Genomic DNA, 16626 nt, shown 5'->3' on the forward strand with positions numbered 1-16626 from the left:
TGGGCCCCGTGGGGGAGCCCGGGCCCACGACCGGGCCGCGGCCCGCTCTGTAACGTCCGTCGTGAACCGAGGAGGCAGGCGATGAGCAAGGGTCACGACGGGTGCCGGCCGTCGGACGCGCGCACCGCGCGCGTCCGCGGCGACGAGGGCGCCGGGCTGGTCGAGTACGTCGGTGCGGTCGCCGTGGTCGTGGCGCTCATCGCGGGCATCGCGATGTGGGTGCTGCCCGTGGGCGACACCATCGTCGCGAAGCTGTGCGACGCGTTCGACGCGGACTGCGGCGGCGCCGGTCAGATCGACGTCGACCGCGAGCCCGAGCGGGCCTGCACGCTCGGCACGGACACCACGACGGTCCAGGCGGGCGTCTCGATCGCGTTCGTCGACCTCGGCAGCGAGGGACAGCTGTCGGTCGACCGGCTCAGCGACGGCACGTACCGCGTGACGCTGAACGGCGACGTCGCGGTCAAGGCCGTCGCGAGCGCCGGCGAGGCGCACGGCGGTCTCGAGATCATGGGCTACGGCGGCTCGGTCGAGCTGAGCGCCGAGGCGGCCGCGGGCCTGCACGCCGGCGGCGGTGCCGAGTTCACGTTCGACTCGATCGAGGACGTCCAGGACTTCAACGGCTGGGTGCAGCGCAAGTTCGCGCAGAACGTCGTCGCGTCCGCCACGGGGCCCGCCGCGCCGCTCGTCGGCATCGGCCTCGAGGGCGTCTCGCAGCTCATCGACTGGGTGACGGGCAACACGTACGTGCCGCCGGTCCCGAGCGCGGTGTACGCCGAGGGCGGCGTCGTCGCCAACGCGGGCGCCGGTGTCGGGGTCGGCGTGGCCGGCGGCTCGGCGTCGATCGACTACTCGAACGCGCTCGGCACCAAGATCGACACGAAGACCGGCGACATCACCGTGTACTCCAAGGTCGAGCTGACCGCCGAGGCGGCCGCCCAGCTGGGCTTCTCCAGCAGCGACCCGAACTGGGGGCAGGGCGGCGAGGTCAGCGGCCAGGTCCAGCTCGTCGTCGCGGCGACGGTCGGGCCGGACGGCCAGCTGAACCACGTCTCGCTCGACGGTGCGGCGTCCTCCGAGGGCGCGTACGCGCTGAGCAACGGCGCCGGCTACCCGATCGGCGACGGCTACGGCAAGGGGCTGACGCTCACGGCCGACTTCGCGGTCACCGACCGGAACCGCACGCAGGTGACGGCGGCGCTCGCGGGCCTCGGCGCCGTGGCCGTCGCGGGCCAGCCCTCGATGGCGACCTCGGCGGCGATCCCGCTGATCTTCGACGAGGCGCGGCGCAGCGGTGACATCACCGCGCAGTTCGTCGACGTCAGCTCGCAGGACCTCCTGGCGGCGGCCCTCTCGCTCAAGGCGCCGGCCGTCGGTGGCCTAGGGTTCAGCCTCGGGGCGTCGACGTCGTCGTCGGAGACGACGGACGCGTACTACATGACGCCGACGGGCTGGAAGGAGTGGAGCGGGTGCGCTGCATGAGGGTGCTGGGTGCCGCGGTCGCGGTGGTGGCGGCTCTGACGTTGTCGGCCTGCTCGCAGGACGCGGCCGAGGGTGAGGGCGGCGCGTCGTCCACGGCGCCCACGGCACCGACCGGGGGGTGGGACATCACGACGCTCGAGGGCGTCGACGGGGCGTCCCGCTCGACGGTCGACGGCATCGGGATCGACGTGCCCGCGGACTTCACGTCCGACGAGCGCACGTCGGGCGAGGACACGACGCAGCTCGTGCTGCAGCGCGAGGGCGCGGCGCGCTCCGAGGTGAACCTCACGGTCACGCGCGACGAGGACGTCGACGACGCCGGCGTCGACGCGGCCGCCGCGACGGCGTTCGCGCAGCTGGGCGCGTCGGGCATCGCGAGCGACCTCGAGCAGGTCCCGCTGACGTGGGAGGGCTTCGGTCACGCCGTGGCCGTGCGCGGCGTGCTCACGCTCGACGACGGCACCGAGCTCGACGTCGAGTACGTGACCACGCGTGACCCCGCGGGCACGCGCGTCGTCGGCGTGTGGGCCGAGGCCCCGCGCGGCGGTCTCGCGGACTCGGTCGCCTACGAGGTGCTGCGCACCGTGCGCGTCGACGGCTGACCGGGTGGACCCGGTCACGGGGGTGCAGCCCCTGAGCCCGCTCGCGACGGCGGCCCTGGTGGGCGTCGGCGGCGTGCTCTTCCTGGTGGTGTTCGCGGTCGCGTTCTCGTACGTGTACCGGCGCCACCGGGTGTTCCGGCGCGGGCTGCGCGGCACGGGGCGCGTGCTCGAGGTGCGTGGGACCCGCGTCATGGAGCGACGGTCGGTCACGGAGCGTCCGACGGTCCGCGTCGTGGTCGCCACGGCCGCCGTCCCGGGCGGCGTGCTGACGGACCAGAAGCTGCCTGCGGGGGAGTACCAGCCGGGGCAGGAGGTGCCCGTGGTCCAGGACCCGCGCGACCCCCGCCGCCTCTACGTCGACCGGCCCGACCTGGAGCGGCCCGGCTTCCTGGTCGGCGCCATGGCGACGGGTCTCGTCATCTTCCCGCTCGTGCTCGTGCGCGGCCTCGTGCTGGTGCTCGCGGGCGGCTGAGGTCGCGTCTCCCGGGGCACGCGCCGGGTCGCCCGGGTCCCGGACGCGACGCCGGAGCCCGCTCGCGGGGCGACTAGGCTGGGCTGCGTGACGCAGACCCCCGAGCCCGCGACGCCCCCCCAGCCCACGGCCCACCGCCCGGTCCTCGTCGTCGACTTCGGCGCGCAGTACGCGCAGCTGATCGCGCGCCGCGTGCGCGAGGCGAACGTGTACTCCGAGATCGTGCCGCACACGGCCACGGTCGAGCAGATGCTGGCCAAGGACCCCGCGGCGATCATCCTGTCGGGCGGGCCGTCGTCGGTGTACGCCGACGGCGCGCCGTTCGTGGGGCCCGAGCTGTTCCAGGCGGGCGTGCCCGTGCTGGGCATCTGCTACGGCTTCCAGGCGATGGCCAAGGCCCTGGGCGGCACGGTCGCGCAGACCGGCCAGCGCGAGTACGGCGGCACCGCCGTCGAGATCACCGACGCCGGGACCGTGCTCGAGGGGAGCCCCGAGCAGCAGACGGTCTGGATGAGCCACGGCGACGCGGTGCACGCCGCGCCCGCGGGGTTCGAGGTGCTCGCGACGAGCGCCGGCAGCCCCGTCGCGGCGTTCGAGGACCGCGAGCGGCGCCTGTACGGCGTGCAGTGGCACCCCGAGGTCAAGCACTCGCCGCTGGGCCAGGACACGCTCGAGAACTTCCTCTACCGGGGCGCGGGCCTGACGCCCGACTGGAACCCCGGCAACGTCATCGCCGAGCAGGTCGAGCGCATCCGCGCGCAGGTCGGCGACGCGCGCGTCATCTGCGGGCTCTCGGGCGGCGTGGACTCGTCCGTCGCGGCCGCGCTCGTGCAGCGCGCCGTCGGCGACCAGCTCACGTGCGTGTTCGTCGACCACGGCCTGCTGCGCACCGGCGAGGCCGAGCAGGTCGAGCAGGACTTCGTCGCCGCGACGGGCGTGCAGCTCAAGGTCGTCGACGCGCGCGAGCGGTTCCTCACGGCGCTCGCGGGCGTGTCGGACCCGGAGACGAAGCGCAAGATCATCGGGCGCGAGTTCATCCGCGTGTTCGAGGACGCCGCGCGCGAGGTCGTCGAGGACGCCGGCGCGCACGGCGAGGACGTGAAGTTCCTCGTCCAGGGCACGCTGTACCCCGACGTCGTGGAGTCCGGCGGCGGCGAGGGCGCGGCCAACATCAAGTCGCACCACAACGTGGGCGGCCTGCCCGACGACCTGCAGTTCGCGCTCGTCGAGCCGCTGCGCACGCTGTTCAAGGACGAGGTGCGCGCGGTCGGCCTCGAGCTGGGCGTGCCCGAGTCGATCGTGTGGCGCCAGCCGTTCCCCGGCCCCGGCCTGGGGATCCGCATCGTCGGCGAGGTCACCGCCGAGCGCCTCGAGACGCTGCGTGCGGCCGACGCGATCGCGCGCGAGGAGCTGACGCGCGCGGGCCTGGACCGCGAGATCTGGCAGTGCCCGGTCGTGCTGCTGGGTGACGTGCGGTCCGTCGGCGTGCAGGGCGACGGGCGCACCTACGGGCACCCGATCGTGCTGCGGCCCGTGTCGTCGGAGGACGCCATGACGGCCGACTGGACCCGCCTGCCGTACGACGTGCTCGCGACGATCTCCACGCGCATCACCAACGAGGTGCCCGAGGTCAACCGCGTCGTGCTCGACGTCACGAGCAAGCCGCCGGGCACGATCGAGTGGGAGTGACCGCGACGACGAGAGGACCAGCGTGAGCACCGAGGCGAACGGCCCCGTCCCGACCCCCGCCGCGGCGCCCGCGCCCGAGGTGGCCGCGTGGGCCCGCAAGGCCCGCGGCTCGCTGCGGCGCTACCGCGTCATGGCGTGGGTCACGGGCGTGATGCTGCTGCTGCTGTGCGTCGAGATGGTCCTCAAGTACGTCCTGCAGGTCCCCGGGTTCAACGTCGAGGGCGACCCGCGGTCCGAGGCCGCGCGGATCATCGCGATGGTGCACGGCTGGGTGTACGTCGTGTACCTCGTCACGGTCTTCGACCTGTGGTCGACGCTGCGCTGGCGTCTCGGGCGGCTCGTGACGATGGCGCTCGCGGGCGTCGTTCCGGTCATGTCGTTCGTGCTCGAGCGCCGCGTGCACCGCGACGCGGCGGCGCGCATCGACGCCGTCGTCCCCGCGGAGGCCTGACCGGCGTGCGGGTCGTCCACGTCTCGGACTGCTTCGCGCCGCGCACGGGCGGCATCGAGACGCAGGTCGGGGACCTCGCACGTCACCAGGCCCGCGCGGGGCACGACGTGCACGTGCTCACGGCGACGCTCGGCGAGGGCGGTGAGCGCGGCGGCGTCGTCGACGTCGAGGACGGTGTGCACGTGCACCGGCTGGGGGCCCGGCTGCCGTTCGACCTGCCCGTCAACCCGCTGACCGGTGCGCGGCTGACGCGCGCGGTGCTGCGGGACCTGCGGCCGGACGCCGTGCACGTGCACGCGGGCGTCGTGTCCCCGTTCGCGTTCGACGGCGTGCGCGTCGCGACCGCGCTGGGCCTGCCGACCGCGATCACGTGGCACTGCATGCTCGACGGCCTCGCCGACGTCGGCCGCCACGTGGTGCCCCGCACCCGCTGGCGCGACGTCCCCGCCGCGCTGAGCGCCGTCAGCGGTGCCGCCGCCGAGCGCGTGCGCGCCCTGTTCGACGCGCGCGTCGACGTCGTGCCCAACGGCATCGACCTCGAGGCGTGGGCGCCGGCGCCGGACGCGCCCGTGGTGCACGACGGCCCGGTGCACCTGGTCGCGACCATGCGCCTCGCGCCCCGCAAGCGGGCCGTGCCGCTGGTCGACGTGGTCGCCGCGGCCGCGCGACGGCTGCCGCCCGGTGCGCTGCGGCTCACGCTCGTCGGCGACGGGCCGGCGCGCGACGCCGTGCGCGCCCGCGTGGCCGCCGCGGGGCTGCAGGACGTCGTGGACCTGCGCGGCCGCCTGCCGCGTGCGGAGGTGCGCGAGACGTACGCCGACGCCGACGTCTTCCTCGCTCCGGCGCGGCTCGAGGCGTTCGGGATCGCCGCGCTCGAGGCGCGCACGGCGGGGCTCGCGGTGCTCGCGCACGCCGGGACCGGCGTGGGGGAGTTCGTCACCGACGGGCTCGACGGCTTCCTCGTCGCGGACGACGCGGAGATGGTCGAGGCGGTCGTGCTGCTCGCACGCGACCGCGAGCTGCTCGCCGCGATGCGCACGCGCGCGTGCACGACACGGCCGCCGTTCGACTGGGAGCACGTGCTGGCGGCCGCCGACGCGCAGTACGCGCGCGCTGCCGGGCTCGCCGCGCGCTGAGCCCAGGCTTCCCGGCAGCGGGGCGGACGCACGCGTGCTCCGTCCGCGGGACACCGGGCGGAACGGGCATCGTGGACGTGCCGAACGCCCGCAGCGGGGAAACTGAGGCTGACCTGCGCTTTCGTGTATCGTCGCAGGTCCAGGGGGGCGTCGGGCCTTTGGTCCGGGGTCGAGAAGCGAGTCACCCGCACGGGTGATACGTCGCGGTACCCCGAGGGACCAGAGTCCCACGGGATCCGCTCGACCTGCGACGACGCTTTCTTACGTGAGCACGACCGCTCACCGGGACCGGCAGCGATGCGGTCCCGACCGTGGGGGTACACCGCAAGCCGATCGGGGAGAACGACCATGTCCGCAGTGCAGAGCAAGCCCGCCCACATCAAGGCCCTGGCGATCGTCGTCATGGTGTTCGGCGCGCTCTTCGCCGTCGCCGGCACGGGCACCTGGATCGCCGTGTCCAGCAACCTGCGCGCCGAGCAGATCACCGTGTCCGAGGACGCCGCGGCGTTCGGCGGCGCGATCGTCGACACGCCGTGGGAGGCGTGGGCGCAGGCCGACATCATCAACCACCACGCGCTCGACGCGTCGGGCGGCAAGACCTACTCGCAGCTCGACCGCGAGGACCCGGTCCGCGAGACCATGATGAACGGCTCGTTCCTGCGGGCCTCGCTGTTCACCTCGGTCGTCGCGTTCGGCGTCGCCCTGCTGGTCTTCGGCCTCGGCGTCGTCTTCATCATCACCGGCGAGACCCTGCGTCGCATCGCCGCCCGGGTCGAGGCGACCACCGCCGCGCCCGTCGTCCAGAACGTCTGAGCACCCGTTCCCTCCACGGGTCGCGCCCCGCGCGGTCCGGTGAGCGGACCGCACGGCAGACGCACGAAGGCCGGTACCCGACACGGGTACCGGCCTTCGGTCGTCCCGCCGGGGCGCACGGTTCCTCCACCGTGCGCCCCGGCGGCGGTTCAGCGCGGCACCCGGGCCTCGCGGCCACGGCGCATCCCCTGCACGAGCGGGCCGAGGATGAGCCCCACGCCCGCCAGGATCAGCAGCACGATCGCCGCGAGCTCGACGTCGATCGTGTACCCCGCGGCGACGAGCAGCACGCCCACGCCGAGCAGGACGCCGATGAGCCCTCCGACGACCGTGCTGACCCGAACGCCCGGCCGCGGGGCCGCCGTCTCCCCGGGGGCGAACCCGGCGGTCGTCAGGTCCGGCGGGGTCGGCTCGGGGTCGGCGGGTGCCGCCAGCGGCTGCGTCTCGTCGGTGCTCATGCTGCGTCCTCCTCGATGATCCTGACCTCGCCGACGCCCGAGCTGATCTCCAGCACCAGGTCGGGCGTCCCCGCCTCGGCCGCGGCGTCCTCGAACACCACCTCGCCGAGCGCGATGCCGCTGCGCTCGTGGTAGTCGTCGTCCAGCCGCCACGAGACCTTGCCGATGCCCGCCGACACCTCGGCGCGCACCGCCGCGTCGGTCGGCACGACGACGGTGAGGTCGCCGGCCCCGATCGAGATCGGCACGTGCAGCGTGTCCCGCGTGATCGGCAGACCCGTGAGGTCGACCCGCGACTGGCCGAACCCGAGGCTGACGCCGTTCGCGGCGACCTTGCGGCTCGTGACCGTGACGTCCGACGCCGCGGGGGCGTCGGTGCGCCACACCACGGGGAAGTCGCCGCGCCAGTCGTCCGACTGGTGGGCGATCGCGCCCGGCACCCACACCAGCGCGGCGACGACGCTCGCGACGCCCAGGAGGCCGCTGCGGCGGCCCCGGAACCCGAGCGAGATCCGGCCGAGGCCCGCGAGGACCAGGAAGACGCCCCCCGCGGTGAGCCACACGGGACCGTCGAACGTGCCGGTGCGCTCGGCCAGCATGAGCGCGCCCAGCGCGACGACGCTCAGCCCGACGACCGTCGCGACCGTGGTCGCGTCGGGGCCCGGACGGCGCTGCCGCGGCGGACGCGGGGGCGCGGGCGGCGGCACGGGGGCGCCACCCGCGGGGGCGCTGCCGTAGGGCGGTGCCGGCGGACCCGGGGGCACGGGCGGCGTGGCGGCGCCGTACGTGCCGGTCGGGGGCAGCGGGGTCGTCGTGCGGGCGGACCACGCCGCCGCGGGCGTCGTCGCGCCGGCCGTCGGTGCGGCCGTCGCCGCGGGCGGCGTGCCGTACGCGGGTGCCGGACCCGACGCGGCGGGACCGCCCGGCGGGGGCGTGGGCTGCCACGGCCCGCGCGCCCGGCCGCGGCGCTGCATCGACGTCACGACCAGGACGAGCAGCCCGACCAGGAGCACGGCCCAGAGCAGGCCGGCGAGCGCGCCGCCGCCGTCCCAGAACCACCACCAGCCGTCGCCGCGCGCGAGCCCGACCACGACCACGACCAGCGACCCGAGCAGCGCGCCGTCGGTCTCCCCGGCCAGCAGCCGCTCGAACAGGATGCGACCGTCGCGGGCGTCCGGGAGCAGCGCCCAGGCCACGCCGTACAGCACGAGGCCGAAGCCGCCGAGCAGGAACGACACCGCGAGGACGCCACGCACGACCAGGGGGTCGACGCCGAGCCGGTCGGCGAGACCGCCGGCGACGCCGGCGACCCAGCGGTCGTCGGACCGGTGCAGGCCCGAGCGGCGGATGCCCGACCAGAACGACGACGTCGAGGGCGGCGCGGGGGGCGTGGCGCCCGGCTGGGGGCCCGTGCCGGGCGTCGGGCCCGGCGAGCCGGTGCCGGCACCGGCGGGAGTCTGCGTGTCCATGGCTCGATCCTGCCGGTCGCGGTACCCCGGGCACATCGGGGACCGCCCCTGAGGGCACCCTGGGACGCACCCCCAGATCCCGGGCGCCGGCCCCTGAACCTCCGTCCCGGTGCGTGCCCCGGCGGGTGCGCGCGTGTGACGATCGGGGCGTGACCACCGCCCCCGCGCCGTTCGGCGCGCCCCCGCGCCCGGCCGCCGTGCCGCGCGTGCGGCTGCCGCTGCGCCGCCCCGAGCAGGGGCGCTGGTTCGCCGGCGTCGCGACCGGGCTCTCCGCGCACCTCGCGCTCCCCGCGGCCGTCGTGCGCGTGGCGCTCGTGCTGCTCGTGCCGTTCGCGGGCACCGGCCTCGCGCTGTACGTGTTCTGGTGGCTCGCGGTCCCCGTGGGCGACCCGGCGGCCGCCGCGGCCGCGGCGCGGCCCAGCACGCTGCAGCGGCTGGCCCGGCGGCAGCCGCTGCGGGCGGACGGACGGCGCGTGCCGTGGGCCGAGCTCGCGCTCGGTGCGCTCCTCGTGCTCGCGGCCGCCGTGCTCGTCGCGATGCGGCTCGGCGCGCAGATCGACGCGGCGTGGGCGCTGCCCGTGCTCGTCGTGCTGCTGGGCCTGGCGCTGGCGTGGAGCCAGCTGGACGCCGTGCAGCGCTCGCGGGGCGACGGCCGTCGCATCAGCGTGCTGCGGCTCATCGGCGGCGGGCTGCTCGCGGGGGCCGGCGTGCTGCTGCTCGCGGGTCAGGTGGGCGGGCGGGGCGTCGAGCCCGCGCTGCTCGTGCAGTCGGCCGTGGCGGGTCTCGCGGTGCTGCTGGGCGTCGGCCTCGTGCTCGCGCCCTGGTGGGTGCGGCTCGTGCGCGAGCTCGGCGACGAGCGTGCGGCACGTGCGCGGGAGGCCGAGCGCGCGGACATCGCGGCGCACCTGCACGACTCGGTGCTGCAGACGCTCGCGCTGATCCGCGCGCGCGCCGACGAGCCCGTCGAGGTCGCGCGCATGGCCCGTGCCCAGGAGCGCGAGCTGCGCGAGTGGCTGTACGACGACCGGCACGAGCCGGGTACGTCGCTCGTCGCGGCGCTGCGCGCCGTCGTCGCGGAGGTCGAGGACTCGCGGTCGGGGCCGAGCGGCGAGGCGGTGGCCGTCGACGTCGTCGTCGTCGGCGACCGCGTGCCCGAGCCCGACACGCTCGCGCTGCTGCAGGCGACGCGCGAGGCGCTCGTCAACGCGGTCGTGCACGGCCGCCCGCCCGTGTCGCTGTACCTCGAGGTGGGGCCCGAGCTGGTCGAGGTGTTCGTGCGCGACCGCGGCGACGGCTTCGACCTCGACGCGGTCGGTCCCGACAGGTTCGGCGTGCGGGAGTCCATCATGGGGCGCGTACGGCGGCGCGGCGGGACCGCGCGCGTCAGCAGCAGCCCCGAGCGGGGCACGGAGGTGCACCTCGCGATGCCGGTCGGTCGCGGCGGCTCCGGGACGGACGAGGACGAGGAGCGGGGCGCGTGAGCGAGCAGGTCGACGTGGTGCTGGTCGACGACCACCACATGTTCCGGGCGGGCGTGCGCGCGTCGCTCGACGCGCGCGTGCGGGTCGTGGGGGAGGCGTCGGACGTCGACGAGGCCGTGCGGGTGGTGCACGAGCTCGCGCCGCCGGTGGTGCTGCTCGACGTGCACCTGCCGGGCGGCGACGGCGGCGGCGGCGCCGAGGTCGTGCGGCGGTGCGTCGACGTGCCCGGCACGCGGTTCCTCGCGCTGTCGGTGTCCGACGCGTCCGAGGACGTGGTCGCGGTGATCCGCGTCGGCGCGCGCGGGTACGTCACCAAGAACATCGACCCGCAGACGCTGTCGGACGCCGTGCTGCGGGTCGCGGGCGGCGACGCGGTGTTCTCGCCGCGCCTCGCGGGGTTCGTGCTCGACGCGTTCGGCACGGCCGCGGGCGACGTCGCGACGGGCGACGACGAGCTCGACCGGCTCTCGGCGCGCGAGCGCGAGGTCATGCGGCTCATCGCGCGCGGGTACACGTACCGCGAGGTCGCGGGGGAGCTGTTCATCTCGGTGAAGACGGTCGAGACCCACGTGTCGGCGGTGCTGCGCAAGCTGCAGCTGTCGAACCGCAACGAGCTGACCCGGTGGGCGGCGGCGCGCCGGCTGCTCTGAGCCGGCGCGCGGGCGGGGCGCCGACGGACACCGCCGCGGTCCACGGACAGCGGCGCGGGCCACGGACAGCGGCGTGCGCCTGCCCGCCGAGCCGGGAGCCTGTCCGGCGGTGCGGTGCGGTGCGGTGGCGTGGCGGTTGCCACGTGCTGCGGACGGTCGCAGCGATCTGACAGCGTGTCAGATCGCCTAGGGTGGGGTCATGGACGTGGTCTACGGAGTTCTCGTGGTGCTCCACCTGCTCGGGTGGGCGATGGTGTTCGGCGGCGTGCTCGCCGGGTTGAAGGGCGTGACCCTCAACCCGGGCACGTTCCACGGCGTGCTGACGGCGCTCGTGACCGGCATCGTGCTGGTCGGGCTCGCGTCGTCCGGCGTCGCGGGGCACGAGCCGAACAACGTGAAGATCGCCGTCAAGCTCGTGGTCGCGCTGGCCGTGACCGCGCTCGTGGTGGTCGGGCGCCGACGCCCCGACGTCGTGACGCGGGGCTACCTCGGCGGGATCGCCGGTCTGACGGCGCTCAACGTCGCGATCGCCGTGCTCTGGCGCTGACGCCGGTGCCGGTGCCCGGCACCGGCACGGCGGGCAGCGTCCCGCCGTGTCGGTGGCGGCGCCTAGGCTGGGTGCTGCCATGACGTCGCTGTTCGACTCCCTGCCCCTGTTCGGCCCCGCCACCACCCGCTCGCACGCGGGCGAGTCGTCGGGGCTGCCGCTCGTCGTCCCCCCGCGCGGCGACGACGCGACCGCCGACGAGCGCAGCGCCGCCGACGAGGCCCGCGCGGCCGCGCTGCTCGACGGCCTCAACCCGCAGCAGCGCGCGGCCGTGCTGCACGCGGGCGGCCCGCTGCTCATCGTCGCCGGCGCCGGGTCGGGCAAGACCCGCGTGCTCACGCACCGCATCGCGCACCTCCTCGCGACGCGGCGTGCGCGCGCGGGCGAGATCCTCGCGATCACGTTCACCAACAAGGCCGCGGCCGAGATGCGCGAGCGCGTCGAGCAGCTCGTCGGCCCGTCGGCGCAGCGCATGTGGGTCTCGACGTTCCACTCGGCGTGCGTGCGCATCCTGCGGCGCGAGGCCGCGACGCTCGGCCTGCGCACGAGCTTCTCGATCTACGACCAGGCGGACTCGCAGCGGCTGCTCACGCTCGTCGCGCGCGAGCTCGAGCTCGACCCGAAGAAGTACCCGGCCAAGTCGCTGGGGCACAAGATCTCGGCGCTCAAGGACGAGCTGGTCGACCCCGACGCGTTCGCGGCCAGCAACGGCGGCGGCCGCGCCGACGAGTTCGACACCGTGCTCGCGCAGGTCTACACGCGGTACCAGCAGCGCCTGCAGCAGGCGAACGCGCTCGACTTCGACGACCTCATCATGCGGACGGTGCACCTGCTGCAGGCGTTCCCACAGGTCGCCGAGCACTACCGGCGACGGTTCCGGCACGTGCTGGTCGACGAGTACCAGGACACCAACCACGCGCAGTACGTGCTGGTCCGCGAGCTCGTCGGCGTCGGCGCGCAGGACGACGCCGGCGCGCCGGAGGGCGTGGGGCGCGGCGAGCTCACGGTGGTCGGCGACGCCGACCAGTCGATCTACGCGTTCCGTGGTGCGTCCATCCGCAACATCCTCGAGTTCGAGGCCGACTACCCGGACGCCACCACGATCCTGCTCGAGCAGAACTACCGCTCGACGCAGACCATCCTCTCGGCCGCCAACGCGGTCGTGTCCAAGGTGCCGGGGCGCCAGCCCAAGCGGCTGTGGACCGACTCGGGCGCGGGCGCGCAGATCGTCGCGTACGTCGCCGACGACGAGCACGCCGAGGCGCGGTTCGTGGCCGAGGAGATCGACCGCCTCGGCGACTCCGACGGCGTGCGCCCCGGTGACGTCGCGATCTTCTACCGCGCCAACGCGCAGTCCCGCGCGCTCGAGGAGGTGCTCGTGCGCGTCGGCCTGCCCTACAAGGTCGTCGGCGGCACGCGCTTCTACGAGCGCAAGGAGATCAAGGACGCGATCGCCTACCTGCGCGCGGTCGCGAACCCCGACGACGACGTCAGCACGCGACGCATCCTCAACGAGCCCAAGCGCGGCCTCGGGGAGCGCTCGGAGTCGATGGTCGCGGCGTTCGCCGAGCGGGAGCGGATCTCGTTCGGCGCCGCGCTCGCGCGCCTCGACGAGGTGCCGGGGCTCGGCGCACGCGCGGTGACCGGCCTGCGGGCGTTCCAGGAGATGCTCGACGGGCTGCGCGACCTCGCCGCGTCGGGCGCCGGTCCGGCGCAGGTGCTCGGCGCCGTGCTCGACCGCAGCGGCTACCTCGCGAACCTGCGCGGCAGCGACGACCCGCAGGACGGCTCCCGCGTCGACAACCTCGCCGAGCTGCACGCGGTCGCCTCCGAGTTCGAGGAGTCCGACCCCGAGGGCGACCTCACCGACTTCCTCGAGCGCGTGTCGCTCGTCGCGGACTCCGACCAGATCCCGACGCCCGACGGCGCCGACGCCGAGGCGGAGGCGGCCGCCGCGGCGGCCGCGGGCGTCGTCACGCTCATGACGCTGCACACCGCCAAGGGGCTGGAGTTCCCGGTCGTGTTCCTCACGGGCATGGAGGACGGCACGTTCCCGCACATGCGGTCGCTGGCCGACCCCGACCAGCTCGCCGAGGAGCGGCGCCTCGCGTACGTCGGGCTGACGCGCGCGCGGCAGCGGCTGTACGTGTCGCGCGCCGCGCTGCGGACGGCGTGGGGCACGCCCAACGAGTTCCCGCCCAGCCGGTTCCTCGACGACATCCCCGACGAGCTCGTCGACTGGCGTCGCCGGGAGTCCTCGACGTCGCGGCTGCGAGGCGGCTGGGGCTCCGGGTTCGGCTCCGCAGGTCGCGGGTCGTCGTCGTGGTCGGAGCGGGGGTCGTCCGGCGCGGGCAGCGGGCCCGTGCGCACCGAGCGGCGCGAGCCGCTGCCGCGCACCGGTGCGTCGTTCGGGTCGGCGACACCCCGCGGGGACGTGCCCGACCTCGACGTCGGCGACAAGGTCACGCACGACTCGTACGGGCTCGGCACCGTGATCGCGATCGAGGGCGCCGGCCAGAACGCCGTCGCGAAGATCGACTTCGGGACGCACGGCGCGAAGCGCCTGCTGCTCCGGTACTCACCCGTCACGAAGCTCTGACCCCGCGCGTTGCACGGGCCGGTGGCTCCGTCTCCCCAGGAAGGCCCACGTGCTGAAGGTCATCGCCCAGGACCTCATCGAGGTCGCCGCGATCGACACGGTGATGCCGCTGTACCGCGAGCTCGTCGTGCTGACGCGCCAGGAGCCGCGCAACATCAGCTACGACCTGTACGTCGACAGGGACGACCCGGGGCACTTCGTGTTCGTCGAGACCTGGCCGGACCAGGAGGCGCTCGACGAGCACTGCGCGAGCGAGCACTTCCGCCGCCTCGTGCCGCAGATCGACGCCTTCCAGCGCGGCAAGGACACCTACATCCTCATGGCGGACGCCTTCCCGGACCTCGCGCGGGAGCCACGCGCCGAGGGCGTGCGACGGCGGCACGACGTGCCCGCCGCACCGCCGCGACCCGCACCCGGCCCCGACGCGAGCGACGTGACCCCGCCCACAGTCTCTTGATGTCGAGGGACCTCGGTCCCGGCGATACGATCACTGCGGCGACGCGGCCGCACCGGGCCGCCGCGGTGGTGACGAGAGGAACCGGACCAGGTGGACCTGTTCGAGTACCAGGCACGTGACATCTTCGAGAAGCACGGCGTGCCCGTGCTCGGCGGCATCGTCGCCACGACGCCCGACGAGGCCCGCGCGGCGGCGGAGCGCCTGCTCCCGCCCGAGGGCGGCGTGGTCGTCGTCAAGGCCCAGGTGAAGACGGGCGGTCGCGGCAAGGCGGGCGGCGTCAAGATCGCCCGGTCCGCCGACGAGGCCGCCGAGAAGGCCGGCGAGATCCTCGGCATGGACATCAAGGGCCACACCGTGCACCGCGTGATGGTCGCGGCCGGTGCGCGCATCGCCCAGGAGTTCTACTTCTCGTTGCTGCTCGACCGCGCCGAGCGTCGCTACCTCGCGATGTGCTCGGTCGAGGGCGGCATGGAGATCGAGCAGCTCGCGGTCGAGCGCCCCGACGCGCTCGCCAAGGTCGCGGTCGACCCGCGCACGGGCATCGACCAGGCCAAGGCCGACGAGATCGTCGCCGCCGCGGGCTTCGCCCCCGAGCTCGCGCCGAAGGTCGCCGACGTGCTGCAGAAGCTGTGGACCGTGTACCGCGAGGAGGACGCGACGCTCGTCGAGGTCAACCCGCTCGTGCTCACCGAGGAGGGCGACGTCGTCGCGCTCGACGGCAAGGTCACGCTCGACGCCAACGCGGACTTCCGGCACGCGGACCACGCCGAGCTCGAGGACGCGGCCGCGGCCGACCCGCTCGAGGCGCGCGCCAAGGAGAAGGACCTCAACTACGTCAAGCTCGACGGCGAGGTCGGCATCATCGGCAACGGCGCCGGGCTCGTCATGAGCACGCTCGACGTCGTCGCGTACGCGGGTGAGGCGCACGGCGGGGTCAAGCCCGCCAACTTCCTCGACATCGGCGGCGGCGCGTCCGCGGAGGTCATGGCCGCGGGCCTCGACATCATCCTGTCCGACCCGCAGGTGAAGTCGGTGTTCGTCAACGTCTTCGGCGGCATCACGGCGTGCGACGCGGTCGCGAACGGCATCGTCGCGGCGCTCGAGATCCTCGGCGACGAGGCGTCCAAGCCGCTCGTCGTGCGCCTCGACGGCAACAACGTGGTGGAGGGCCGCGCGATCCTCGCGCAAGCCGCGCACCCGCTCGTGACGCTCGCCGACACGATGGACGGCGGGGCCGACAAGGCCGCCGAGCTCGCCCACACCGCCTGAGACCCCCCGACCAGAGAGAAGCAGACACACCATGGCGATCTTCCTCACCGAGGAGTCCAAGGTCATCGTCCAGGGCATGACGGGGTCGGAGGGCCAGAAGCACACGACCCGCATGCTCGCGTCCGGCACGCAGGTGGTCGGTGGCGTGAACCCGCGCAAGGCCGGCACGTCGGTGACGTTCCCGCACGGCGACGGCACGGTCGACGTGCCCGTCTTCGGCTCGGTCGCCGACGCGGTCGCGCAGACCGGCGCCGACGTGTCCGTGATCTTCGTGCCGCCGGCCTTCACCAAGGCCGCGGTCGTCGAGGCCGTCGACGCCGGCGTCCCGCTCGTCGTCATCATCACCGAGGGCGTGCCGGTGGCCGACACCGCCGAGTTCTTCGCCTACGCGCAGGACAAGGGCGTGCGCCTCGTCGGCCCCAACTGCCCGGGCCTCATCAGCCCCGGGAAGTCGAACGTCGGCATCATCCCCGCCGACATCACCGGCCCCGGCCGCATCGGGCTGGTGTCGAAGTCGGGCACGCTGACCTACCAGATGATGTACGAGCTGCGGGACTTCGGGTTCTCGTCGGCCGTCGGCATCGGGGGCGACCCGATCATCGGGACGACGCACATCGACGCGCTCGCCGCGTTCGAGGCCGACCCCGACACGGATCTCATCGTCATGATCGGCGAGATCGGCGGCGACGCCGAGGAGCGGGCCGCCGCCTACATCCAGGCGAACGTCACCAAGCCGGTCGTCGGCTACGTCGCGGGCTTCACGGCCCCCGAGGGCAAGACGATGGGCCACGCCGGTGCGATCGTGTCCGGCTCGTCCGGCACCGCGCAGGCCAAGAAGGAGGCCCTCGAGGCCGCCGGCGTCAAGGTCGGCAAGACCCCGTCGGAGACCGCCGCGCTCGCGCGCGAGATCCTCTCCGCCTGACGCGTCCGACGAGACCGGCGGACCGGGCCCGGAAGGTCCCGGTCCGCCGGTCTCGTGCGTCACAGGGTCGCGGGGCCACGACGCGCCGGGTCGGGTGCCGTCGCCCGGCCGGCGGAGCGGCGACCATGG

16 protein-coding genes are annotated in these 16626 nt (G+C 74.7%); 14 read left to right on the forward strand and 2 right to left on the reverse strand.

Going from position 1 to position 16626, the window contains the following annotated elements; all coding sequences use genetic code 11:
* The first annotated feature begins 81 nt into the window (after window positions 1-81).
* The 7 genes from E4A51_RS00575 (at window position 82) to E4A51_RS00605 (ending at window position 6645) form a co-directional block, all read left to right on the forward strand.
* Window positions 82-1482: a hypothetical protein gene (locus E4A51_RS00575; protein WP_070318450.1), complete on the forward strand. Its 1401-nt coding sequence runs from the start codon at window positions 82-84 to the stop codon at window positions 1480-1482.
* On the forward strand, window positions 1479-2084 hold the full coding sequence (locus E4A51_RS00580; RefSeq protein WP_134850611.1) for a hypothetical protein: 606 nt from the start codon (window positions 1479-1481) through the stop codon (window positions 2082-2084). The genes E4A51_RS00575 and E4A51_RS00580 overlap by 4 nt, the downstream gene beginning before the upstream one ends.
* A 22-nt stretch (window positions 2085-2106) precedes the next feature.
* Complete coding sequence (locus tag E4A51_RS00585) at window positions 2107-2556, forward strand: DUF3592 domain-containing protein (RefSeq protein WP_167748790.1); 450 nt, start codon at window positions 2107-2109, stop codon at window positions 2554-2556.
* Window positions 2557-2643: 87 nt separating this feature from the next.
* Complete coding sequence (guaA, locus tag E4A51_RS00590) at window positions 2644-4245, forward strand: glutamine-hydrolyzing GMP synthase (RefSeq protein WP_070318447.1); 1602 nt, start codon at window positions 2644-2646, stop codon at window positions 4243-4245.
* A gap of 22 nt (window positions 4246-4267) precedes the next feature.
* On the forward strand, window positions 4268-4696 hold the full coding sequence (locus E4A51_RS00595) for a DUF3817 domain-containing protein (RefSeq protein ID WP_082739595.1): 429 nt from the start codon (window positions 4268-4270) through the stop codon (window positions 4694-4696).
* Between the two features lie 5 nt (window positions 4697-4701).
* Window positions 4702-5832, forward strand: coding sequence for a glycosyltransferase family 4 protein (locus E4A51_RS00600; protein WP_134850613.1), 1131 nt, complete (start codon window positions 4702-4704; stop codon window positions 5830-5832).
* A 348-nt stretch (window positions 5833-6180) separates the two neighbouring features.
* Complete coding sequence (locus E4A51_RS00605) at window positions 6181-6645, forward strand: hypothetical protein (protein ID WP_046528907.1); 465 nt, start codon at window positions 6181-6183, stop codon at window positions 6643-6645.
* A gap of 149 nt (window positions 6646-6794) precedes the next feature.
* On the opposite strand, the gene E4A51_RS00610 is transcribed toward E4A51_RS00605, so the two are convergent.
* Window positions 6795-7103 (reverse strand): hypothetical protein, encoded by a 309-nt coding sequence (locus E4A51_RS00610; protein ID WP_134850614.1) that lies wholly within the window; start codon window positions 7101-7103, stop codon window positions 6795-6797.
* Window positions 7100-8572: a PspC domain-containing protein gene (locus tag E4A51_RS00615; protein ID WP_167748791.1), complete on the reverse strand. Its 1473-nt coding sequence runs from the start codon at window positions 8570-8572 to the stop codon at window positions 7100-7102. The genes E4A51_RS00610 and E4A51_RS00615 overlap by 4 nt, the downstream gene beginning before the upstream one ends.
* Before the next feature lie 149 nt (window positions 8573-8721).
* Between E4A51_RS00615 and E4A51_RS00620 the strand changes: the two genes are divergently transcribed.
* From E4A51_RS00620 to sucD, 7 genes are all read left to right on the forward strand, one after another.
* On the forward strand, window positions 8722-10053 hold the full coding sequence (locus E4A51_RS00620; RefSeq protein ID WP_134850616.1) for an ATP-binding protein: 1332 nt from the start codon (window positions 8722-8724) through the stop codon (window positions 10051-10053).
* Window positions 10050-10703, forward strand: coding sequence for a response regulator transcription factor (locus E4A51_RS00625; RefSeq protein ID WP_046528903.1), 654 nt, complete (start codon window positions 10050-10052; stop codon window positions 10701-10703). The genes E4A51_RS00620 and E4A51_RS00625 overlap by 4 nt, the downstream gene beginning before the upstream one ends.
* Window positions 10704-10902: 199 nt before the next feature.
* Window positions 10903-11250 carry a hypothetical protein gene (locus tag E4A51_RS00630; protein WP_070318442.1) on the forward strand — a complete coding sequence of 116 codons (348 nt, stop codon included), beginning with the start codon at window positions 10903-10905 and terminating at the stop codon, window positions 11248-11250.
* Between the two features lie 79 nt (window positions 11251-11329).
* On the forward strand, window positions 11330-13849 hold the full coding sequence (pcrA, locus tag E4A51_RS00635; protein ID WP_134850617.1) for a DNA helicase PcrA: 2520 nt from the start codon (window positions 11330-11332) through the stop codon (window positions 13847-13849).
* A gap of 49 nt (window positions 13850-13898) precedes the next feature.
* Window positions 13899-14306: a putative quinol monooxygenase gene (locus tag E4A51_RS00640; RefSeq protein ID WP_082739581.1), complete on the forward strand. Its 408-nt coding sequence runs from the start codon at window positions 13899-13901 to the stop codon at window positions 14304-14306.
* 90 nt (window positions 14307-14396) lie between these two features.
* Window positions 14397-15575 (forward strand): ADP-forming succinate--CoA ligase subunit beta, encoded by a 1179-nt coding sequence (gene sucC / locus E4A51_RS00645; protein WP_070318440.1) that lies wholly within the window; start codon window positions 14397-14399, stop codon window positions 15573-15575.
* Window positions 15576-15606: 31 nt separating this feature from the next.
* On the forward strand, window positions 15607-16497 hold the full coding sequence (gene sucD / locus E4A51_RS00650; RefSeq protein WP_070318439.1) for a succinate--CoA ligase subunit alpha: 891 nt from the start codon (window positions 15607-15609) through the stop codon (window positions 16495-16497).
* Window positions 16498-16626 lie beyond the last annotated feature (129 nt).

It is taken from the genome of Cellulomonas sp. HD19AZ1, from assembly GCF_004535805.1.
GTDB lineage: Bacteria > Actinomycetota > Actinomycetes > Actinomycetales > Cellulomonadaceae > Cellulomonas > Cellulomonas iranensis.

What these genes read in the sequence shown, in the direction of transcription:
- E4A51_RS00575 (WP_070318450.1), top strand. Translation starts at nt 82, where the DNA reads ATGAGCAAGGGTCACGACGGGTGCCGGCCGTCGGACGCGCGCACCGCG.
- E4A51_RS00580 (WP_134850611.1), top strand. Translation starts at nt 1,479, where the DNA reads ATGAGGGTGCTGGGTGCCGCGGTCGCGGTGGTGGCGGCTCTGACGTTG.
- E4A51_RS00605 (WP_046528907.1), top strand. Translation starts at nt 6,181, where the DNA reads ATGTCCGCAGTGCAGAGCAAGCCCGCCCACATCAAGGCCCTGGCGATC.
- E4A51_RS00610 (WP_134850614.1), bottom strand. Translation starts at nt 7,103, where the DNA reads ATGAGCACCGACGAGACGCAGCCGCTGGCGGCACCCGCCGACCCCGAG.
- E4A51_RS00615 (WP_167748791.1), bottom strand. Translation starts at nt 8,572, where the DNA reads ATGGACACGCAGACTCCCGCCGGTGCCGGCACCGGCTCGCCGGGCCCG.
- E4A51_RS00630 (WP_070318442.1), top strand. Translation starts at nt 10,903, where the DNA reads ATGGACGTGGTCTACGGAGTTCTCGTGGTGCTCCACCTGCTCGGGTGG.
- pcrA (WP_134850617.1), top strand. Translation starts at nt 11,330, where the DNA reads ATGACGTCGCTGTTCGACTCCCTGCCCCTGTTCGGCCCCGCCACCACC.
- sucD (WP_070318439.1), top strand. Translation starts at nt 15,607, where the DNA reads ATGGCGATCTTCCTCACCGAGGAGTCCAAGGTCATCGTCCAGGGCATG.